General features: G+C 39.5%; 16 protein-coding genes. 2 read left to right on the forward strand and 14 right to left on the reverse strand.

From position 1 onward, the window contains the following. Positions 1-68: 68 nt before the first annotated feature. The 9 genes from B1NLA3E_RS20460 to B1NLA3E_RS20500 all read right to left on the reverse strand — a co-directional run bounded on the left by B1NLA3E_RS20460 (position 69) and on the right by B1NLA3E_RS20500 (position 14,320). Complete coding sequence (locus B1NLA3E_RS20460; RefSeq protein ID WP_015595724.1) at positions 69-2,174, reverse strand: Ig-like domain-containing protein; 2,106 nt, start codon at positions 2,172-2,174, stop codon at positions 69-71. Between the two features lie 352 nt (positions 2,175-2,526). Then, entirely contained in the window at positions 2,527-4,299 is a 1,773-nt protein-coding gene (locus B1NLA3E_RS20465) for an Ig-like domain-containing protein (protein WP_015595725.1), read from the reverse strand. Positions 4,300-4,542: 243 nt separating this feature from the next. After that, a complete protein-coding gene (locus B1NLA3E_RS20470) occupies positions 4,543-6,327 on the reverse strand; it encodes a cytochrome c3 family protein (protein ID WP_015595726.1) in 1,785 nt (594 codons plus the stop codon). Positions 6,328-6,423: 96 nt separating this feature from the next. Next, positions 6,424-7,392: a 6-bladed beta-propeller gene (locus tag B1NLA3E_RS20475; RefSeq protein ID WP_015595727.1), complete on the reverse strand. Its 969-nt coding sequence runs from the start codon at positions 7,390-7,392 to the stop codon at positions 6,424-6,426. A 27-nt stretch (positions 7,393-7,419) separates the two neighbouring features. Then, on the reverse strand, positions 7,420-8,115 hold the full coding sequence (locus tag B1NLA3E_RS20480) for a tetratricopeptide repeat protein (RefSeq protein ID WP_015595728.1): 696 nt from the start codon (positions 8,113-8,115) through the stop codon (positions 7,420-7,422). A gap of 30 nt (positions 8,116-8,145) precedes the next feature. Beyond that, positions 8,146-9,312, reverse strand: coding sequence for a NapC/NirT family cytochrome c (locus B1NLA3E_RS20485; RefSeq protein WP_015595729.1), 1,167 nt, complete (start codon positions 9,310-9,312; stop codon positions 8,146-8,148). A 30-nt stretch (positions 9,313-9,342) separates the two neighbouring features. Continuing rightward, positions 9,343-10,707: a cytochrome c3 family protein gene (locus B1NLA3E_RS20490; protein WP_015595730.1), complete on the reverse strand. Its 1,365-nt coding sequence runs from the start codon at positions 10,705-10,707 to the stop codon at positions 9,343-9,345. Between the two features lie 676 nt (positions 10,708-11,383). Further along, a complete protein-coding gene (locus B1NLA3E_RS20495) occupies positions 11,384-12,730 on the reverse strand; it encodes a cytochrome c3 family protein (RefSeq protein WP_015595731.1) in 1,347 nt (448 codons plus the stop codon). A 243-nt stretch (positions 12,731-12,973) separates the two neighbouring features. Beyond that, positions 12,974-14,320: a cytochrome c3 family protein gene (locus B1NLA3E_RS20500; RefSeq protein ID WP_015595732.1), complete on the reverse strand. Its 1,347-nt coding sequence runs from the start codon at positions 14,318-14,320 to the stop codon at positions 12,974-12,976. A gap of 447 nt (positions 14,321-14,767) precedes the next feature. On the opposite strand from B1NLA3E_RS20500, the gene secA reads away from it, so the two are divergent. Continuing rightward, positions 14,768-17,281, forward strand: a complete 2,514-nt coding sequence (gene secA, locus B1NLA3E_RS20505; protein WP_015595733.1) for a preprotein translocase subunit SecA — start codon at positions 14,768-14,770, stop codon at positions 17,279-17,281. A 158-nt stretch (positions 17,282-17,439) separates the two neighbouring features. After that, a protein-coding gene (gene prfB / locus B1NLA3E_RS20510; protein ID WP_144061517.1) for a peptide chain release factor 2 occupies positions 17,440-18,541 on the forward strand; the annotation gives its coding sequence in 2 pieces (ribosomal slippage) (positions 17,440-17,511 and positions 17,513-18,541; 1,101 coding nt in all). A 368-nt stretch (positions 18,542-18,909) separates the two neighbouring features. Here prfB and B1NLA3E_RS20515 read toward each other — a convergent pair. From B1NLA3E_RS20515 to B1NLA3E_RS20535, 5 genes are all read right to left on the reverse strand, one after another. Beyond that, positions 18,910-19,440, reverse strand: coding sequence for a chromate transporter (locus B1NLA3E_RS20515; RefSeq protein WP_015595735.1), 531 nt, complete (start codon positions 19,438-19,440; stop codon positions 18,910-18,912). Next, the gene (locus B1NLA3E_RS20520; RefSeq protein WP_015595736.1) at positions 19,440-20,009 is read right to left on the reverse strand and encodes a chromate transporter; all 570 of its coding nucleotides are present in this window, start codon (positions 20,007-20,009) and stop codon (positions 19,440-19,442) included. The genes B1NLA3E_RS20515 and B1NLA3E_RS20520 overlap by 1 nt, the downstream gene beginning before the upstream one ends. A gap of 313 nt (positions 20,010-20,322) precedes the next feature. Beyond that, on the reverse strand, positions 20,323-20,874 hold the full coding sequence (gene hpf / locus B1NLA3E_RS20525; RefSeq protein ID WP_015595737.1) for a ribosome hibernation-promoting factor, HPF/YfiA family: 552 nt from the start codon (positions 20,872-20,874) through the stop codon (positions 20,323-20,325). A gap of 490 nt (positions 20,875-21,364) precedes the next feature. Further along, on the reverse strand, positions 21,365-22,090 hold the full coding sequence (locus B1NLA3E_RS20530; protein WP_015595738.1) for a ComF family protein: 726 nt from the start codon (positions 22,088-22,090) through the stop codon (positions 21,365-21,367). Positions 22,091-22,142: 52 nt separating this feature from the next. Further along, positions 22,143-23,306, reverse strand: a complete 1,164-nt coding sequence (locus tag B1NLA3E_RS20535; protein WP_015595739.1) for a DEAD/DEAH box helicase — start codon at positions 23,304-23,306, stop codon at positions 22,143-22,145. Between the last annotated feature and the right edge of the window lie 121 nt (positions 23,307-23,427).

The raw sequence follows: 23,427 nt of genomic DNA on the forward strand, positions 1-23,427 counted from the left end.
GGTTAGAGGTTAAAATATTGGAAAATAAATAAACCCCGAGAGGCGTGGCCTATTGGGGTTATATTTGATCATGGAGTACCTGTTTTTGGTGCGTGTGCAGCACTTAAAGCTTTTTCTTCTGGCGTAGTCCCTGTACCATGGCAGGATGAGCATGCATTAAGATTCTCAGCTTCGTGCCCGGTTATGCTTTGGTCAAGCGCTTTACCGGTTACTCCATATAACGCGGTCGATCCATTATGGCACTTAATACAGAGGTCTCTCTCTTTGGTGGCATCCCATTCACCGGTTGAAGCTGTAAACGCTCTCCTGTCTTCATGCCCCAGCTTATCATTTAATATTTTAATATTTTTCGATCCATGAGTCCCATGGCATTCAGCACAAGGGATATGACCACTTTCAGATGTACTTACGTTTAAAGCACTACCATCTGCTGCCGCAATCCTGTGTTTTGAATTGCTGTCCTTATAAAAATCATTAATATTGGTGACATTTGCTTTACTTCCATCATGACATCTTAAACATAGTGCATAATCATCACCAATCCCGGTAGCTGTTGATTTTCGATAATGAAGAATTTTATATCGGACTACAATAGGGTCATTTTCAGATTTGGGTACATAGCCTCTCACCCTTCGAGAATCACTACTATGGCATGTTTCACAAAGCAGTTTATCACTGTCAAACATGTCAGCCGCGACTCCATCAACAGCAGGATGATTTTCTACGACAAAATGATCATCTAATAAATTTGGGTTCTCCTCGCTCCAAGTCAAATGTGGATTATGGCATACAGAACAATCCGTGGCTGTTTTCTTCACTGATGTGTTTTCATATGCTGGAAAGTGATTGTTTTGATGCATATTTTCTGGTGTTGCTGCAACGGTTCCATCATGACAGGCCATACAATAGTTATAAGTCGAATATTCAAAACTAGGCTGTTCTAGTTTAGACCCACCTTTAGAATCATGAGTCCTATGACAATTCGCACATGTATTGGTGTTCGTTGTATAGTTTCCATGAGGGTCATTCAAATTATGATATTGAGTTTTATCTGTTGGTATATTTGCCGGATTGCTTTCTCTTTCAGTTGTAAACTTTTTAATTAATGGAAAAACAGGATTACCAGCAGCATCAGTAGAAAAAGTTGGTTCACCCTGATTTTTATCAATGAAAGCTGGATTAATTAAAATATAATAAGTTGTGCTAGCTGATAACAGCGATGTAGGTGTAAATACAACTTCTACATTTTGATCAGATTTTTCAGTGGATGTAAAACCCCCTGGTATATTTTCACCTTTACTGTTAAAAACAAGAATTGGATTCTTGACTGTATCAGCTTTGATCAGTATATCATCGGTTAACGAGACAGTAATACTTGTATTTTTTTTAATATTATTCATATCCTCGTTGGTAAGTAAATCTATTTCAGTTTGATCTACTGATGCGACGGTATCTGAAAGATTAAGTTTGACAGAAGATACTTTTGGTCGATTATTGTCCAAAGTAAAGGAATAGGCTTGAGTGTTACTATTACTGTTTAAGTCAGTAGCCTTAATTTTGTACGTATAATCCCCATCTGCTAATCCCTCAGGTAATGAAAAGGACCAATTCCATTTCTCGGCTATTAATGACGGATCTGGCATTACTGCACTGTATATACGATTTAAATTAGCATCAAATAATGCTAATTCCATTGTCGGTTGAGTACCTGGTAACAGCCCATCATATGCTATCCCAGTAATAGACCCCTTATTATTTAGAAAAGAAGGACTATTATTCGTTATAGTTGGTGGCGTCGAATCTACAGTAAAGTTTAATTCAGTTTCGGACGTAGATGGGGGTAAATCTAGGAAATAATCAGTCGTTACTATTGTATATCTATAACTTCCATCACTTAAATCCGGGTCAAATGTATAAGACCAGTTTTCACCAACTTGGTTAAAAGATGTAACAGTATTACCACTTTCATCTTTTATTATCATTTCAACTCTTTCAAGAATCCCAATAATTGGAGCCTCTATCGTACCGAATACCGTGACAGGCCGACCTAGAACCGGATTACTATCAATGTGTACAGTAGGAACTGCCGCAAAGGTAGTGGCAGGATGGAAAGAACTAACCAGAAATTGAATAATGATATACAGACCCAAGTAGGGTTTTTTTTTCTTCAACATAATCGGTCCGTCCTTTCTACTATTCCTTATACTATTGAATAGTTAGTATTGTTAAGGTTTAAGATTGTTTCTTCTTAATGTGAAATCAATTCATGGATAATGGTCCAGTTTTGTATCGTGAGTAAATAATAAAGTATTTAAACGCAACACAGAATTTCGCAATGTATCCATAGTTATTATAGTAGCAATAGTGGGCGGAATGAATAGACAAATAGTGAATGATAATCGACAGTTTAGACACAAGTGGTTTCGGGATAGGGAAAGGCCGGATTGGAAAATTGAAAGAATTCTTTAGTTGGAAAATAAGTAAGTAAAACAAAACCCGAGAGGTGGGGCCTCTCGGGTTTTGTTTTTAAGGTGTACCTGTTTTTGGTGCGTGGGCAGCTTCTACCAATGATCGAGAAGTTCCGCCATGACAATATGAACAGGTTTCGGTTGTACCATTGTGGTTTATATCATTTGCATCAAACTTTTTGGTACTCACTCCACTTATCGTAGTTGTTCCATTATGGCACTTAGTACAGAAGGACTTTTCTTTTGCTGCATCCCAATCACCGGTTGTGGCCGTGAATGACTGCCTGTCTTCTTGACCCAATTGTTCTTTAAGGATTTTAATATTACTAGAACCATGGGTGTCATGGCATTCTGCACAAGGGATGTGACCATCGTTTGATCCCGAGTTAGCAGTTAAATTACTACCATCATTCGCGGAGATACGATGCAAAGATTGACTACCTTTAGTTGTATCTGATTCACCAGTATCATCAAAGTATTGCTTAATGTTACTTATTGTTTGCTCCACCTGATTACTATCTGTCCATTTTTTTGTGCCATCATGGCAGCGGAAACATAAAGAGTAATCGTCAATGACTCCAGTTGCACTATTAGCATTATTATACGAATAAACACGGTAATGTGAAATAGATAATACAGTATCTAATTCTGTATCATGACAGTTTTCACAATCTTCATAATCACTATCAACAATTCGAGGAGGATCCATCGTTGTTCCTACATGATCAAACACATAATGATCTCGAAATTTGTTGGGATTTCCTTCACTCCACGAATTATGAGGGTCATGGCAACTGCTACATGAACCAGTGCTTTCAAAGTGATTATGATTATTGTTTTGATTGTATTTATTTGGCATTGGAGCTCCGCCAGTCCCGTCATGGCATGCCATGCAATAATTCTCAACAGGTGGAAAAGGATTTGTTTGATATTTACTATTTTCCAAATTGGAAGTTCCTGCAACATGAGCACCGTGACAGTTCGAACACACGTTGGTGTTTGCCATGTAGTTACCATGTGGATCTTCTGTACCTTCTTCGCTAATTGTAGTAAACTTATAAAATTTGGGGTAAACAATATTTCCACTATCATCTAAAATAGTTTCTTTTACGCTAACGTTATAGGTTTTCTGGCGTTCTAACGATGATGTAGGCGTAAAAGTAAATACATAATTGCCAAACTCGTCTCTTTCAGGAGTTGAGTTTGTCCCTGAAATGGGTGCACCTCCTACTGGTGTAACGTCAATTGAGCTTGAATTTACGTTTAAGCCATTACTTTCATTAATCGTTATTTTTATTTGGGCGTTTAAAGGGACATGTGTCATATTATCAATATCTGTATTCCAGGGAGTACCGTCCCCACGATCTATGGAGACTAATTTAGTTTCCTTAACAAAAGGTCTAGTGGTATCAACTAAGCTAGTAATTTTTACTGGCTGATAAGTATTAGTTAGATCATTGGCTTCAAAAGAAAGCTCATGCAAACCATCAGTAAAATCTTTTGAAAAAGTCCATTGACCAACACCTGCGTTATCTACAATATTTGCGGTAATATCAGTTTCTTCAATTAATATTCCTGTTGTTTTATTGTAATCTTTTACCACTAAAGTATATTCATTGAGGGGGGTACTCCCATATGCAAGAGTCCCGCTAAATTCAACTGTCTTGTTATTAAAATGAGAATTGTCCGTAGGGCTTATAATTGTGACTGGAGATGGTTCGTCAGCTGCTTTCTCAAAATCAGACGGAAGAGGTAAAAGGAAAGATATCGAAAAAACGATCCATATAAAAAAGATTAGTATCAACTTAAGTGAAAAGTTCGTTTTTTTCATAATCGTCATCCTTTTCTTTTTGAAAAAATTAACATTAACTATATATTTATAGTTTTAATCGCATATCAATTATAACAATAGAAAACGTAAAAATATTTGTCCAATATATATATATATTTTGAACAAATGGTTACAATTATGAGATAATAAAAAACAAGGTAACAATATTTCTATTGCTACCTTGTTAAATACTTTTTTTAAATCTTTTTGTTAGCCTAACAGATAGTGGCGCTATCTTTTAGGTTAATTTTTTACTCCTGGTGATTGAATTCCTGGTTTTCCGATACCAAGGTTACCTAATGTTGTTGTATCGTTTGCAATTGATGTATCATGGCAACCGAAACATACAGCCATACCAGTATAACGTTTTAATGCTGAAGATGGGTTAGTATCTAATAAGTAAGCTTCAGCATTAACAGCATCTCCATCGTATAAACCACCAACTGCTGTTAAGTCTGACATTCCTCTATCTAAAGAGTCTTTCATAACTTTTGCTTCTGTTCCATGAGCAAAGTGACAACGTATGCAAGAAAGGTCATCTGATTTAGTTTTGTGGCGATATGCTGTAGTGTAAACGCCAGTTTCATTACTATGAGTAGTAGACAGATAATCTGAATGGCATGAAGTACACCAAGTACTCATTTTTGTTCCATTTCCTATAACATAATTAACATAATCCTTATCAATAGCTGCTCTATTGTCAACTGTTGTATAGTTTACACCATTTGGAGCTATTTGAGAAACCAAACGCGCTGATACAGATAAACCATAAGTGAATTCACCTATTCCTCCACCTGTAAGTTTAGTATCATATACTTTGGCTGCACTTCCCTCTGAACCAACATATGCGAACACGTTAGTTGAAGAGGAATAATATGCAAGGTCTGCGCCTCCTCTAATCAATGATCCAGTATTATTTGTAAACCAGTTACCAAAAATTACAGGATCTTTTGTTGCCCAGCTGTAGTAAGGATCATAAGAGTAAGTAGGATCAGTTCCTACCTTTTTATAAAGCTGAACAACTTTTTGTCCTACAACTAACCCAGGGTATTTTGAAGCATCAACAACAGCTTCTTTAACCCAAAGATAGGCAGGAGAAGCAGCATCGATTGTTCCTGGTATTGCATCTACGATATCTGCTACGTTAGAAGTTACTACACCACCAGGGTTATTGGATAGTAAACGAACATTATCAGATCCATGGGGTGAATGGCAACTTGCACAAGTGAATTCACCAGTCCAAGCGCCAGTAGCTGCAGCAGAATTTCCTCCTGGTGCAGCTTTGATAGCAACTGCTCCATCTGATAAGTGAACGGACATGTTACCGTCATGTGAACCACCGAAAGTACCTGCGTTTGATGCTTCAAATACGTTGTAAATTCCTAATGTACCGTCATGACAAGAAGAACATGTGCTGTATGTTCCATTTTTAAACAATAACATTGTGTCATTACCTGTATGTGTTTGGTGACAGCTTGCACAAGAGTTAGTGTTGTTTTTGTATGAACCGTGAACTTGGTGGCCTGTAAGGGCTTTGTTAACACCATTATATTCTGATATAGCACCAGTATTTAAATTTGCATTTGCACCAGTATGGTTGGCGTTTGAAAAATTATTATCTTCATCGTCGCCAGTTGCTAAAGTTGAGTTGTAATCAGCCATACTGTAATCAATCTCAGTTGTTCCAGTAACAGCTACACTTTTAGAATCTGTTGCATTTTCTGTAAGAGTTAAAGTGTATTTCTTTCCAGCGTCTAACACAGCAGTTGTGTGGGTAGCTGCAGCTAAGGCTGTTTGCGTATCTACTACAGCACCGCCGTACTCAGTAATTGTAAGATCATACGTGATAGATGAATAAGCATTGTTGCTTGGTGCTGCAATTGGACTCCAGTTTAATGTAAGGGTGTTGTCTGCATTTTGTTTCACTGTTAGGTCTCCAGGACCTTCTGCAGCAAAAGCAACTGCACTAAACATTCCCACTAATAGAATCATAATGATTAGTGAGAAACTCGCTTTTAACTTTCTCATTTCTAAAAACCTCCCTGTTTTTCTCTCTCTCTTTACATATGAAAAGGCTATATTATGCTACTTTTGGGCATCACCTCCTCAAAGGAAAATATTACCTTAATAGTAAACTGCGACTCTCTGATTAAATGTATCAGTTATATAAAATTGCTCTTTGTCATCAATGAAGAGTCCATTTGGTAGATAGAATTGTTCATTCCCATCTCCCATACCACCGAACTGAAATAACTTTTTGCCTTTTTCATCAAAACCATAGACGTAATGACTCATATTATCAACAACATAAAGTTTTCCATCCCCAGTAACACCTATCCCCCTCGGGTTAACAAAGATAGAATTCCCTTTTCCTCCAGCAGAGCCATTCACTTTACGTAGGTATTTCCCTTTTTTGTCATATACAAGAATTTGTTGATTACCAGAATCGGATACATAAATATTTTTATTATCATCAACTGTCACAGCATTTGGCGCATTTAATCGTTCCTTCTGGGTTGCACCAGTAGATATCTCTAGTAACTTTTCACCATTTAGTTTAAAAACATAAGCTTTAGATTGCTGAATGTCAGTAAAATATAGTTTTTCATCATAAATTCTTAGTCCCGCAGGTGTCGTAATTACTTTAGTAGAATCTTTTTCTTCAAAGTACTTAATGAATTTCCCTTTTTGTGTAAAAATGGAGATTTTCCCATTATACATATCAGCGACATAAACATTCCCTTTTTTATCTCCAGTTATACCATATGGGAATTTAAATTCGCCTTTTCCTTCTCCCTCTTTTCCGAATTTAAAAATTGGGGATCCAGAAGAATCGAAAACTTGTACTTGTTTGTGGTTTGTATCAGTAACATAAATAAATTCTCCAATTTTTGCAACATCCATTGCTTTGTCTAGAGGATTATCAAAATCCCCTTGAATGAACCGACTGAATGAAGGAGGTCCATTACGATCAACAACTTTTTTAACCTTATTTAGGTCATTTTGTAGATTTAAAAAATAGATAACTGCAAAGAAGACTATCGCTAAAGCTACGATAACACCCATCCATTTATAGACAGTTTTTTTCTTCAAGGGTTTCAACTCCTTTTCTTTCTTGTTCTATTTCTTGGCTGTTAACCGTTCTAGGCCCTTAAGTGCTGGTTTATACAGAGGGTCGTAGCTTAAAGCTTCTTTATATATTTTTTCTGCATCTTTTTTATTTCCTTGAGCCTCAGCAACATGTCCTATTTCGTATATTATATCTGTATTAGCTGGCATAAGTTTACTTGCTTCTTCTAAGGAAGCATTTGCTTTATCATACATTTTTAGCTTTCGATAGCTTCTACCCTGTAGGACATATCCTTTATAATCTTTCGGTGAGATTTTTACTGCCTTTGAAGCCATCTCTAATGCATTATCTGTTTGATTTTCTTTATCATATACAATACTTAAATTAAGATAGGCGTCAAAGTAGTTTTTATCAAGATCCTTTGCTACTTCATATTGCTTGATTGCTTCGTCGTTATCGCCCTTTAGGAAGTAGGAATATCCTAATTGAACTCTGTTTTTTGGATCATTTGGTTTTTGATCAACCTGGTCCTTATAATATTTTATTCTTTCAGCAATTTGCATCGAATCTGTATCTTTCCAAAAATATTTGTCACTGATGTAATACCCGGCAGTTAAACAAATACCTAGTGTTAACACTAAAATAAGCAGAGATTGCCACCATGTGAATCGGTCGTTTTTCTTTGGTTTAGATGTATCGGATCCATTGGTAGGTTCCTCGGCGTTTGATTTAACTTTGCTTTGCATTTGAACCCTCCTAATATACTTATAAATCTATTATTCCTTATGGCATGAAGAACAATTTTTTTGGAAATGGCATGTATAACAAGTTTGATTTACTTTTTGATTAACAGGCAACTCGATTGGATGTGTTAACCTCCAAGTGTTCCCTTCATGTGAAGCTGGGTGACAGCTGCTACAATTAATCTTTGAAATATATTTTTGACCTGTGTTTTGATAATCATGGCAAGTCAAACATTTCTCTTTATCTTTCTTTGCGAGTGGACCATGCATACTTATAAACCCTTTAATATGGCTTGGTGGTCTTATCGAATGACACTTCTTACAAAATGTGTTTTCCTTTGCATATAACTGTGCCGTTATCGATTTTTCTTGCACCGTACCGTTACTTAAAAATTGCTGTGATGCTGGGATTTCCTTCATGTCTTTGATCTCTTGATCGGACATGTATTGATGACAGCTATGACACTTTTCTACATCTTTTCTAGCTGATTGTCCGTGTGTTTCGGTTTTAAAAGTAGCCTTTTTGTGCGATTTCGGCACCATTCCCGTCGTATGACAAGTTTTACAAGCTGTAGATACATCACGAGCTTCATGACAATCCATACATTTTTCCATTTTAGGACTTGTGAATTTAATATCACTCATCATTGACTGCCCAAGGGATGTGTCCCACTTTTCATAATCTGTTTTAAAAGTTACTTTGCGTTCGGAGATTTTCCCGTGTGCCACACCGCTGTGACACTGGATACATGCAATGTCCTTATCAATATGCTTGTCATGGGGGATAATCAAATCTCCCGATGGAGTCGTTTGTCTTGTTTTCATATCATGACATTTTTCACAAGCTGAGTTTGGAATATCCTTTGGCATTTGGATTGGTGCAGTGTAAGTGTTGGTCTCTTTTTTGAATACCTGCAACAATCCATTTGCCTTTGCTTTTGAGTAGTTTTTTGCCCCAGGACTAATATGGCAATTTACACAATCTACTTCACTATGAGTAGAAGCTTTCCACGTGTAATACTCTGGCTTCATCTCATGGCACGAGGAGCAGAACTTCGAACTTGAAGAGGTTTCTACTCCTACGTACCCGAGCGCGATAAAGACTGTGATGAAAAACAAGGTAAGCGTCATTATTTTAAAAAATTTGTATTTAATTTGACTTTTGGGAGGGGTGGGCTGTTCAATCTGTTGTGAATCCATTTTGTGCCCTCCTTTTTTGACTGTTAATCTTTAAAGCTTTTCACTCTTAAATCCAGTTCGGTGACAGAATTGACAATAAACATCAGTTGGTGCTTTGACATCAGTTGATAGTTCGTTTGGCTTTTCTTTATCGTGACAGACATAGCAGTTTGATTTAGCTTCGTTTGTTTGTGCATGTGAAGCATGAGCCGTTAACCATTGATCGCTATCTACGTGTCCTGGAGGACGGTTGGCGTGACATGCGCTACAGAATTGGTTTTGGCGTGACTGTGTTTTTACAATGGTGATGTTTTGAGTGTATTTTTCTTTATCAGTGCTATCTCTTAGCAACTGCTGAATATCTTGTTTTGCCATCACTTTAATCCATTTAGAATCTTGATGACATTTAATACATTTATCGAGACCATTTAAAGCTTTGTCTCCGTGATTTTGATTCCAAATGTCATTTTGGTGACTTTTAGGAATATTAACTTCTAAATGACATGTCTTACATTCCATAGAAAGTTTTACATCTGTTTGTTGTTTTCCAATAGCTTGTAAGATGATATCTTGTGTCTTTTCATGGCTAGCTTTTTCTGCATCCGTTGCAGTTACTACAGCCGCCTCGGCTTCATTACTAGTTTTTTTATCTGCACTAGTTTCTTCATTTTTCTTATTGTGTTCGCTTTCAGGCAAGCTGTAAGAAATATCTTTCCATGGCTTTTTGCCTTGGTTTACTTGATCATGACAGTCAATACATGTTCCCATGTTTGGTTTCATATTGGCTTCGCCCATTAATTTCTTGGCGTTTTCCGGAGTCCATAAGTCTAAATTCTCTTGGGTGTTAAGTCCACGTTCAACGACTTTTGCGTGAACTACTCCACTATGACAAGTAACACAAGGAATGCCTTCCTTAATATGTCCTTTGTGGTTTACCTTTAAGTCCCCTGTTGCTGTAACTAGGCGGTTTTGCGAGTGACACTGTTGGCAATTTTCGTTTAATACTGCAACAGTTTGTGCGATTGGATTTGGTGCGCCTGTGATGTGATAATATACTTCTTTCAACGATTCAACTTTATGAACTATTTCATTAACAGCACCTGGCTTAACGTGACATTGTACGCAAGTAATCTGATTGTGAGCGCTTGCTTCGAACGTCGTGTGCTCCGGTGCCATTTCGTGACACACTTTACAAAACGATGGTGTAGAAGTCGCGGCGATTGCACCGTACATAACTCCAAGCAGAGCAATAAAGCTAAATAATGAAACAAATAATAGCTTCCAGCGGTTTACCGGGTTTTTCCAATCTATATTTCGGAACTTCCGCCAAAGTCTTCTGATCAGACCCATCTTTTTCTCTTCGTGTCTGCTCTCTTTTGGTTCTGTCTGTTTCCTCCAAAAGGCCAAGATGTTCACCCTTTCTGTTATTTCTCTCTAGTTAATTTTATAAGTTTATAACCTCTCTAAGGTTAGTATCTTATAAGAAAGGGATTTTTCCAAATGGACAATTTGTGAAAAAATGTCCCATAGCAGTTAATTCAGGTTTACACCGACCTTTTGGTAAAAAATACATGGATATTACAAGTTTCATGAAGTGTTAATGAAGTAGGACCCCCATCATGACACGAAATTTACAACGCGATTATAGTGAAAATATTCTTAATGAAATTATGTCACTATCAAAAAGATACTCCAAAAATACTCACATAAACCACATAAAAGTGACAGAATGAAAACAATTCTGTCTCCTCTATGTGAACAGTTTCATATTGGTATGATTGCGTAAATTCAGAATTATAATCTTTGGAAGTATGGGGTGCACAGTACACCCATACCATTATTAACCTAAAGAGGAAATTTTATTTAAAAATAACAAATAAGCAAGTTCATCACATACTAATCTAGTACATTAAGAACCTGCTTAATTTATTATTTCAGATGGTATATAAATTAGAAGGGCAAATTCTAGCAGAATTTTAATGAAATCATCTGTAAGGTTTTGAACTTCCGTCCTTATTCCTGTGACAAATCTCACATAGGTTGTTAGGGTTCCTTACTCATTTTTGTTATTATGTGTCCATTTTTCGAAAATCTAAAGTGGCTCATCCACGAACCCATTTTTGTGGCAAAATTCACAATAAACATCAGAAGGAGCGCTGACGTCCTTGGTTTTTTCATCAGGCTTTTTTAGGTCGTGACATACATAGCAGTTTTGTCTTTGTTCCTTTGTTCCTGAATCATTACGGTGTGTATCCGTTAACCATGTGTAACGGTCTAGGTGATCATCTGGTCTGTTAATGTGACAAGTTCTGCAGAAATGGTTGGTCCGAGATATTGCCGTTACCGTGCTAAGGTCTTGTTTGTAAACAACTTTTTCTTTACTTACTTTTAGTAATGTTTTTATGTCTTGTTTTTCTACCCTCTTGATCCATTTTGAATCTTGATGACATTTTAGGCATCTATCCAGGCCTTTTAATGCTAAGTCCCCATGGCGTTGATCCCATGCTTCTAGATCGTGATTTTTAGGTGTGTTGATCTTTTGATGGCAAGTAAAGCATTCCATAGAAATTTTGACGTTATCTTTTTGTTGGCCAATGGCTTGAAGGATGATCTTCTGGGTATTTTCAGGAATGTCTCTTTCAAGCACCCCAGCTTCCATTTCTGCTGTTGCCTTAAATCCCACCCCTACTTCTTTAGTTTTCTTCTCTTGAACTTTTTCCGGCAAGCTATAGGAAATATCCTTCCACGGCTGTTTGCCTTCGTTAACTTGGTCGTGACAGTCAATGCATGTTCCCATGTTGGGTTTCTCGTATTGTTCCCCCATTAGCTTGTCGGAGTTTTTCATTGTCCAAGCATCGTAGGTGGAGGAGTCGTTAATACCACGTTCGACCACTTTTGCATGGACGACCCCGCTGTGGCAGGTAATGCAAGGAATCCCTTCTTCGATATGTCCTTTGTGATTGACAATTAAATCTCCGGTTGCTGAGATTAATCGATTTTTCGTGTGACACTTTTTGCAGTTTTCTTCCAAAACTGCAACCGTTTGCACAATTGGATCAGGTGGTCCAACAATATGAGAATACACTTCTTTTAAAGATTCCACTTTATGTATTAGTAAATTTCCTATTCCAGGTTTGATATGACACTGCGTACATTTGATTTGATTGTGAGCACTCTTTTGGAAGGTCACATGTTCAGGGGCCATTTCATGACAAGTAGCACAGAATGTCGGAGTGGAGGTAAAGGTAATGACTCCATATATTAAACCGAGAAAAGCGATAAATCCTGTTAATGAAACAACAAGTAGCTTCCAACGGTGTAAACTTTTCTTCGTTTCTCTCATATTATTGTTTCCGTCTTTCTTTCCAGTTCCACCAGGATTCTCCCCCTCGGGATTCTGTTCTGGCTCGAAATTATATTTCTTTTTCCAAAAAGCCATAGCAATCCCCCCTTGTACAGATAGTATCTTACCAAATGTGGTCTTTTCCAGAAAGACATATTTTTAAAAATTATATAATATTTTTCATTTTAATAATATGAGAAAAATGTTTATCTTACCTATTGTTATCGTACATGTAGCTTGAATTGCATTCACAAAAAAGACGAAAAAGGAGACACGTTTAACTAGTGCGTCTCCTTGAAGTGGACATTTTATTCAATATAATAGATATTTCAATATAATCTAAAGCTTTTCACTCTTAAACCCGGTCCTATGACAGAATTGACAATACACATCTGTCGGGGCTTTAGTGGAAGTGTCAGTTGTTAACGGCTTCTCTTTGTCGTGACAGACATAACAGCTGGCTTTTTCTTCGTTTGTTTTTGCTTTTGGTGCATGAGCTGTTAACCAAGTGTCACTGTCAACGTGTCCGGCTGGACGGTTCGCGTGACAGGTGCTGCAAAAACTGTTTTGACGTGATTGGTCTTTAACTAGTACCATGTTTGGAGTGTATTTCTCTGCATCATGGCCAGTTTTTAGAATTTGGTTGATGTCCTCTTTTTCAAACCTCTTGATCCATTTTGCATCTTGGTGACAGTTGATACATTTATTGAGTTGTTGGTAAGCGAAACCGCCATGATTTTGATTCCAATCTCCACTATCATGGTTTTTAGGAGTGTTGATTTCTTGGTGGCAGGTGAAGCATTCCATTGAAATCTTTACGTCAGCTTTTTGTTTACCAATCGCTTGAAGGATGATGTCTTGCGTATTTTTATGACTTGTTTTTTCAGCTTCCGCAGCACTTACCTCGGCCGCTTCGGCTGTTTTTCCATCTCCAGATGCACTTTCTTTTTCCTCGTGAGGATTTTTAGGTACAGTGTAGGAATAATCCTTCCAAGGTTTTTTACCCTGGTTTACCTGGTCATGGCAGTCAATACAGGATCCCATGTTCGGACTCATATATTTTTTACTCATCAATTTGTCTGCGTTCGCTGTGGTCCAGGAATCGTAAGTGGAGGAACCATTAATACCACGCTCAACGACCTTAGCGTGAGCGACACCGCTATGACATACAACACAAGGAATTCCCTCTTTAATATGACCTTTATGATTGACGATCAGGTCACCAGTTGCGGTCACTAAACGGTTCTTGGAATGGCATTTCTCACAGTTTTCGTCCAGAACGGCAACTGTTTGAACAATCGGATCAGGCACACCGGTAATATGATAATAAACCTCTTTTAATGATCCTATCTTATGTAGTACCATTTCGACATTTCCAGGTGCGATGTGGCAATCCACACATGTAGCTTGATTATGAGCACTGGCTTCAAACGTAACATGTTCTGGTGCCATTTCATGACAAACTTTACAAAAAGATGGGCTGTTGGTAGCGGCAATTGCACCACCAATAAATCCAACCATTATGAGTAATCCAAATAAAGAAATAAATAATAGTTTCCAACGATTGACTGGATTTTTCCAATCAATACTCCTGAATTTCCGCCAAAGCCTGCGGAACAAACCAGGTTTCTTTTCTTCGGGAATCTCATCTGGTCCTTTTTTCTTATTTTTGTTCCAAAAAGCCATAGTAATCACCCCGTCTATATTTCTGGTTAAGGTAATAAACAGTTAGTATTCCTAAATATAGTATCTTACAAGATATGGGTGTTTTATAGTGGACATTTTGTGAAAAGTTTATCAATTCAGATAATTAACCTCAACACTTTTAAAACTGTTAAAAACAGGAATTATGGGAAAACACTTCTAATATGATAATTGTGAATAGAAACCGAAACTTTTAAAATAATAGGGACTTCTTTTCTTTTTCTGTGACTATCGCTTTCCTGCATAAGTTGTCACCCTATATCGGAAGTGTTAATATTAGTAAGAAATTAATCGATTTTTTTAAAAAGGATTCTGCCGATACAAAGCGAATCTTTTTTCAAGTGAGAGAGATTTAATTAGTTAACTGGCAACTAAGTGCCAAGAGGCACATACAGCTTGAATATGAAACCAAAAAAGGAGCGTTATTGCATGCTTGGTATTTTAAATAAAGTATTTGACCCAAATAAGCGCGACATCAAACGCCTAGCTAAAAAGGCCGATCAAATTGAACTTTTTGCAGCCGAAATGGAAAAGTTAACAGATGATCAGCTTCGAGAAAAAACAGCCCAGTTTCAGGAGCGTTATCAACAAGGTGAAACTCTAGACGACCTGCTTTTTGAAGCATTTGCTGTTGTTCGCGAAGGCTCTCGCCGCGTTTTAGGATTATATCCGTATCATGTTCAGTTAATGGGGGGCATTGCACTGCATGAAGGCAATATCTCTGAAATGAAAACTGGGGAAGGTAAAACCTTAACGGCAACAATGCCAGTTTATTTGAATGCCCTTTCCGGAAAAGGCGTTCATGTTGTTACCGTAAACGAATACTTAGCCAGTCGTGATGCGGCAGATATGGGTCGTCTCTACGAATTTCTTGGCTTAACTGTGGGCCTAAACCTTAACGGAATGTCAAAGGAAGAAAAGCAAGAGGCCTATGCTGCTGATATTACTTACGGAACGAACAACGAATACGGTTTTGACTATTTGCGTGACAACATGGTTCTTTACAAAGAACAAATGGTTCAGCGCCCGCTAAATTATGCAATCATTGATGAGGTTGACTCGATCTTAATCGATGAAGCGCGGACACCGTTGATTATTTCCGGTTCGGCTCAAAAATCAACGGCCCTCTATATTCAGGCTAATGGGTTTGTGCGGACATTGAAAAAAGAAGAAGACTACACGTATGATGAAAAAACTAAAGGGGTCATGCTCACCGAAGAAGGGATTACCAAGGCCGAACGTTCTTTTGGAATTGATAACCTGTTTGACTATTCACATATCACTTTAAACCACCATATTAATCAGGCGCTAAGGGCAAATGTCAGTATGCACCTTGATGTTGATTATGTGGTTCAAGAGGGTGAAATCATTATCGTTGACCAGTTCACTGGCCGGATGATGAAAGGTCGTCGTTATAGTGAAGGACTCCATCAAGCGATTGAGGCAAAAGAAGGCCTTGAAATCCAAAATGAAAGCATGACCCTAGCGACGATTACCTTCCAGAACTACTTCCGGATGTACGAAAAACTTTCCGGTATGACAGGTACAGCGAAAACTGAGGAAGAAGAATTCCGTAATATTTATAATATGTACGTTATTGTCATTCCTACGAACCAACCTATTGTCCGTGATGACCGTGCCGATTTGATTTATTCATCAATGGATGGAAAATTCCGTGCTGTTGTTGAGGACATTGCTGAGCGTCACCAAAAAGGGCAGCCCGTGCTTGTTGGTACAGTGGCGATTGAAACTTCTGAACTTATTTCAAATCTGTTAACTAAAAAAGGCGTTCGCCACAACGTCTTGAATGCCAAAAATCATGGCCGTGAAGCGGAAATCATTGTTGAAGCCGGTCAACGTGGTGCCGTAACGATTGCCACAAACATGGCTGGCCGTGGTACAGACATTAAGCTTGGCGAAGGTGTTGTTGAGTTGGGCGGACTTGCTGTTGTTGGTACTGAGCGCCATGAGAGTCGCCGGATCGATAACCAGCTCCGTGGACGTTCTGGTCGTCAAGGGGATCCTGGGATTACGCAGTTCTACCTTTCAATGGAAGATGAATTAATGCGCCGCTTCGGTTCCGACAATATGAAATCGATGATGGAACGGTTAGGCATGGATGATTCACAGCCAATCCAAAGTAAAATGGTTTCAAAAGCGGTTGAATCAGCACAGAAACGTGTTGAAGGAAACAACTTTGATGCTCGGAAACAACTATTACAATATGACGATGTGTTGCGTCAGCAACGTGAAATTATTTACAAGCAACGTAATGACGTCTTAGAATCTGATAACCTTCGTGATATCGTTCAAAACATGATTGTGGCTTCCATTTCGCGTAATATTGATGCCCACACTCCTGCCAACGAAGAGCCTGAAGATTGGAATCTTCAAGGGATCATCGATTATACGAACGCCAATCTTCTTCGCGAAGGTGATGTTGTTTTAGACCAACTTAAAGACAAAGAGCCTGAAGAAATGAAGGATGTTATATTCGCTAAAGTTCTAGAGCGCTACGCGGAAAAGGAACAACTGCTTTCCGAAGAACAAATGCGTGAATTTGAAAAAGTTATTTTACTTCGTTCAGTCGATTCCAAATGGATGGACCACATCGATGCGATGGACCAACTTCGCCAAGGAATTCACTTACGCGCCTATGGTCAAATCGACCCGCTTCGTGAATATCAACAAGAAGGATTTACGATGTTCGAAGCAATGATTACATCGATTGAGGAAGAAGCAGCAATGTACCTGATGAAAGCGGAAATCCGCAACAACCTGGAACGTCAAGAGGTTGCCCAAGGACACGCTGTCAATCCGAAGGAAGACGGCGAACAGGTTAAGAAAAAGCCTGTTGTTAAGAAAAAGGACATTGGTCGCAACGACCCATGCCACTGCGGCAGCGGGAAGAAATATAAGAACTGCCATGGTAAGTTTGAGTAGGCGATAGTCTGGCGTAAAGAACAGGACAAGGTTTATTTTTACAAAAAGAGAAATGTTTGCATATTGTATAAGAGGGCCGGCCGATGTGTCGACTCTCTTTTGCCTGTATCAGTCTTTAACGGTATAATAGTATATAACAATTATTTGGGGTGACGAGGATGGAATTAGCAGATATTAGAAATGAGCTTGAGATAACAGCTAAGAAATTAGCGGGCTTTAGGGGGTCTCTTTGACTTAGAAAACAAGGAGGCGCGAATAGCACAGCTTGATGATGAGATGCTTCATCCGAATTTTTGGGATGATCAGCAGCAAGCGCAGACGGTGATTAGTGAGTCCAATGCGTTGAAGGATCAGGTTCATGTGTTCCATGATTTGTACGAGACGTATGAGAATCTCGAGTTAACTTTTGAGTTGATAAAGGAAGAACCAGACGCGGAGTTGCAAAGCGATCTTGAAAGTGAGTTGTTGGAGTTTACGGACCGCTTGAGTAAGTTTGAGCTCGAACTTCTTTTAAGTGAGCCTTATGATAAAAATAATGCCATTTTGGAGCTTCATCCAGGCGCTGGCGGAACGGAATCGCAGGATTGGGGTTCGATGTTACTTCGGATGTACACTCGTTGGGCGGAGAAAAAAGGTTTCAAGGTGGAAACGCTCGATTATCTGCCTGGTGATGAGGCAGGAATTAAGAGTGTTACGCTGGCGATTAAGGGGCACAATGCCTACGGATATTTGAAGGCTGAAAAAGGGGTCCACCGTTTAGTGCGGATCTCGCCGTTTGATGCATCGGGACGACGTCATACTTCGTTCGTTTCCTGTGAAGTGATGCCGGAGTTTAACGATGAAATCGAGGTTGATATTCGGACGGAAGATTTGAAAATCGACACGTACCGGGCGACTGGTGCCGGCGGTCAGCACATTAACACTACCGATTCGGCGGTCCGAATTACTCATGCTCCCACAGGAGTTGTAGTTACCTGCCAAAATGAGCGGTCGCAGATTAAAAACCGTGAGCAAGCGATGAAGATGTTAAAGGCAAAGCTCTATCAATTGAAGATTGAAGAGCAGGAAGCACAGTTATTAGAAATCCGCGGCGAGCAGAAGGAAATCGGCTGGGGGAGCCAAATCCGCTCCTACGTTTTCCATCCGTATTCGATGGTGAAGGATCACCGCACCAGCACCGAAAGCGGAAATGTGCAAGCAGTCATGGATGGCGATATCAACATGTTTATTGATGCATATTTGCGGTCGAAATTGAACTAAATTACGAAGTTTTTGCGGATAGCCTCCTTGGTTGGGGGCTATCCGTTTATGTTTAGTGCGATGTTTGGGGATTTCGAGGGTGGGATTCAGACTTTCGGCAGCGGAATCTATTTGTTTTTTTGTGGGCTATCCGTAAATTTGGTGGGGCTATTCCGTGGATTTCGGCTTTATTAGCCGATTCCGGTGTTTTATTTGCCGATTTTCGATTTTATTTGCCGATTTCAGGTTTTATTTGCCGTTGCCATAATCCTGCACAAACTCAACGCTCAGAAAACAATATCTAATAAAACAACAAAAAGCAGAGTGAATTCAAACGCGAATCCACTCTGCTTTTTCATGCGCGATATTCCCTAATCCAAATATTAAAATCATGCCAAAAATACTCCGCCATATACAAGCGCTCCAGCAATAACATAAGCTGGATGAACTTTTACTTTTTCCATTAAAATAAAGCTAATAACGCCTATTCCAAGCGTTTGGAGCCACCCCACGCTTTCATAAGATGAAAATAATAAATCGTAAGTCATCACCCCGAGCAAAACCGCAATAACAGGTCGTACAACCATCGTCATTCGTTTTACCCGTGGAGAGTTTTTATATTTCATTAAAATGCTGAGCAGGGAAATCATTAAAATAAGCGATGGAGCCACCATAGCAAATACAGCAACGATGCCCCCCAACACGCCCGAAACCTCATAACCGATGTAACCAGCCATCTTCGTCGCAATCGGGCCGGGTAGCGAATTTCCGAGCGCCAGCACCTCACTAAATTCATTGACTGTTAACCAGTGGTAGCGGTCAACCACTTCCGTTTCGATGAGCGGAATAGACGAAGGCCCTCCCCCATAACCAAGAATTCCAGGGATAAAAAATGCCCAAAATATTTTAAAATAAATCATTAGCTTTGCTCCTTTTTCATAATGTCCGCTTTACTTGAGTTCTTTTTCAAGAGAGCACCAATTAAGAGAGCAAAAATAACAATCGCTGGGTGAACGTTTGCTACCTGCAATAAAATAATGCTGCCGACAATATATAGGAGTGTCCAGCCCCAGCCTAAATCTGATTGGGTTGATTTTTTGACAAAACCCCAAGTTAAAGTGGCGAGCATAACCCCTACAACCGGCACAACTGCTCGTGACATCCCACTTACCCAGGGCTTATCTTTATAGGCATTTAACACGGTCAATAGCAAAATCATCATCACGGCGCTTGGCAATACGGTTCCCAATAAGGCATTCACCATTCCAGGTAGACCACCGACCCGATAGCCGATATAGCCAGCCATTTTTGTATTAATCGGACCTGGTAGCGCATTACCGAGTGCCAGAACATCACTAAACTCATCTGAATTCATCCATTTATACCGTTCGACCACTTCTTTATGTACTAATGGTATGGAGGACGGCCCCCCTCCATAACCGAGAACCCCCACTCTGAAAAAAGCGAGAAATATATCTGCCTGCTTCATTTGTATGTTCTTCCCTTCGATTTACCGCTTGGCTCTATCTAAGTTATATTCAACTGTGTGTGGAGCAGAAGTATCCTTTTTTATTATAAAGATAATTGTTGAAGTTAACCATCAGAATTGGAAAGTCTTTCGAAAATGGAAACGCTGGTGGCTGGTGTTAATCAATCATTTGATTGAATTGGGTTCAAGGCTTGGTGGATATGAAGATTGGAGGTTTAATCAAACGATTAATTGAATTTTCCCTGGGGCTTGTTCTAAAAACACAACAAAGCCCTGAATTTTCATCAGGGCTTTGCATGTAATATATGGTATATTATTGGGCTTCAATTAACCCATAGCGGCCGTCTTTACGTTTATAAACGACGTTCGTGTTGTGATTAGCAGAATTCGTGAATACATAGAAACTGTGACCTAACATGTTCATTTGTAAGATAGCTTCTTCACTGTCCATTGGTTTTAAATCAAAGCGTTTTGTTCGAACAAGCTCTAACTCGTGCTCTTCATCAACAACTGGTAAACTGCTGTCCTCGACAACTGTAAACATAGAAGTGAGACTACCCTTTTCACGGAATTTTCGGTTAACTTTAGTTTTATGTTTGCGGATTTGGCGTTCTAACTTATCAACAATTAAATCGATCGCGGCATACATGTCTTCATTCGTTTCTTCAGCACGTAATACTAGTTGAGTCATTGGGATGGTAACTTCCACTTTAGACTTTTTATCGTTATAAACTCTAAGATTGACGTTCACATGTGCATCAGGCGTTTCTGTGAAATAGCGTTCCAATTTGGCAATCTTTCTTTCTACATACTCTCTAATCGCTGGAGTTACCTCAATGTTTTCACCACGAATGTTGTAGTTCATAAGTGAACTCCTCCTTTTGTTTTATGTACAGCTATTGATTTGAGTATACTACTTGTCTGTAATGGAAGGCTAGCGTTTACCCTCGAACCAGTTGCCGTACTATGATTATAAAGACTATGTACTACTATTTCTATTTTGCCCCATTGAATTCCTGCTAAAACCCTGTATATTTGTGTCTAAATTTTGAACAAGGGGCATTTATTTGTAATATCGGGGCCTCGACTACAGCCAAATTAGGACTAAATTAACACCTGTAGCTTTATGTAATTTCTCCTTTCCACACTGCTTTATCGTGTCATTTTTCCAGCCGTTTTATTCAGACATTCCGATGCCCATTAAGGCTTCTGCTTTCCCATCTTATGCTTACAAGAATGTGATTTATGTTCACTTTTTTAAAAAAAATGCTACAAATAGCACTGATTGTTAAAGTTTTGCTAAATCAAGATAAGACCCGCACCTCATCATTACGCAGTTTGCTAAATCTGTCGATTCATCCTCTTGCCAAGGTTAGTGAACAAACCTTTTCCGCTCCTGCTCCTTTTAGTACCATAGCTGCATGGCGGAGTGTTGATCCCGTTGTATAAATGTCATCGAAAAGCAGAACGCTTTGCCCAGCTAGAATCGTTGTTTCCTTAGCCATTCGGAAAACTTGGGGCAGATGGATCCGATCGGAGCGAGATTTCTTAGATTGCTTTTCGGCATGAATTCTAGCCAATAAATTTGCTGAACGAAAACCTGCTTCGTTAATAAGCGCTTCAGCCTGATTAAAGCCCCACTCATACAAACGCTCCTCACTTAACGGGATTGGGACAAATTGATCAACCTTCAGCTTTTCTAGGTTTATTTTTATAAAATCAGCAAAGGCCTTTGCAATCACATAATCACCTCGGAATTTAAAGGTTGCCAAGGTCTCTTTTAAAAAATCATTATAAAAAAACAGCGACACATTTTGCTGCAGCATTCCACCCCATTCAGGGTCCTCCTCCCACCGTATGCAGTCGAAACAAAGATCTCCCTTTCGATAAGAGTATTCCCCATTTTCAAAGGAACGACCACAAATCCGGCAAGTTTCACCAGTGATTTTGAGCAACTTCTTCTTGCAGGTAGCGCACAAAATCGCACTCGATTCCTTTGAAAACAACTGTACCCAGCTCACTTTTACTGTAATCTCCTGATGGCAAACCACACAGAAATCAGCTTGAAATAAACCGTTCATGTCAGCACCTCTTTCCTATTTTTAGAAAAATATTGTGGTGGATGACTTTCTTTTAAAAATCAACAAGTCCAACTCGCTTTGCCTCCCGGTTCATGTCTATAATTTGTTTGCGGGCTTTGACCATCGCCTCCGTTTTTCCATAATGAAAAAAAGTGATATCACCCGATGGGAAGTCAGGACTACGTCCAACCCGGCCAGAAATTTGCACGAGAGCACTCTCGGTAAAAATGCGGTCCTCGGCTCCAAGGACGGCAACATCAATATTTGGGAAGGTCACGCCTCTTTCAAGGATAGTTGTGGTAAGTAACAGAGGGATTTCGTGGTTGCGCATCTTCATAACCTTTTCCTTACGGTCCGGGTCCTCGGCATGAACGCCTTCGATTGTGGGATACTTCGCCTGAAGGAGGGGCAGTAGCTCGTCAATAAGCTCGATTTTTGGAATGAACAAAAGGGCTTGCTTGTGGATTTTCAATCGCTCATCGATCCACTTCATCACATTTTGGGGAAGAGTCTGTTTACCTTTTAACAACTTCCCCCAATTCCCACACCAAACGAACTCCGGCACAGGCAGTGGATGACGATGAAAACGGGCCGGGATGGTGGTGTACGCTTTTTTTCCATTACGACATTGCCTCTGCAGCTTTTGATCTGGGGTCGCCGTTAAATAGATAAGCCCAGATTTAGGCTTTCTTGATTGTTTTACGGCATACTGAAGGGTTTCATCAACAGAATATGGGAATGCATCTACCTCATCAACGATGACCGTGTCAAAGGCTTGATAAAAGCGGAGAAGCTGATGAGTGGTGGTTATGGTTAGCGGAGCGCACAAATGGCGGTCTGGGCTACCACCATATAAGGATGCTATTGAAATCGTCGGGAAGGCTGCTTGCAGTCGTGGAGTGAGCTCGAGTACAACATCGGTCCGAGGCGTGGCGATACACACTCTTTGGCCCTGCTGGAGTGCGCGGTCAATCCCAGCAAACAGCACCTCGGTTTTGCCAGCCCCACAAACCGCCCAAACCAAGAGCTCATCCTTTTGTTGTATGGCCTCTATCACCCGATTTGAGGCCAACTGTTGGCCTTCAGATAGCCTTCCGGTCCAAGCTAATAAGCTTGATTGGTCTGCCATTTTCGCCTCATGAAGAGCTAACAAAGCTGTGGTCTCATTTGCACCAACCAGTTCAGGTACCGATTCTGAACGCCAGCTTATCAGCACCGTGCACGAGCTAATCCGCCCCATCATCAGGCATTTCCGGCAATAAGTACAGACCTGTCCACATCTTGCACAGGGAAACTTGCCAAACCAAGCACCATTATGATTCCCACAACGCACACAC

This window comes from Bacillus sp. 1NLA3E (genome assembly GCF_000242895.2).
Taxonomy (GTDB): domain Bacteria; phylum Bacillota; class Bacilli; order Bacillales; family Cytobacillaceae; genus Bacillus_BU.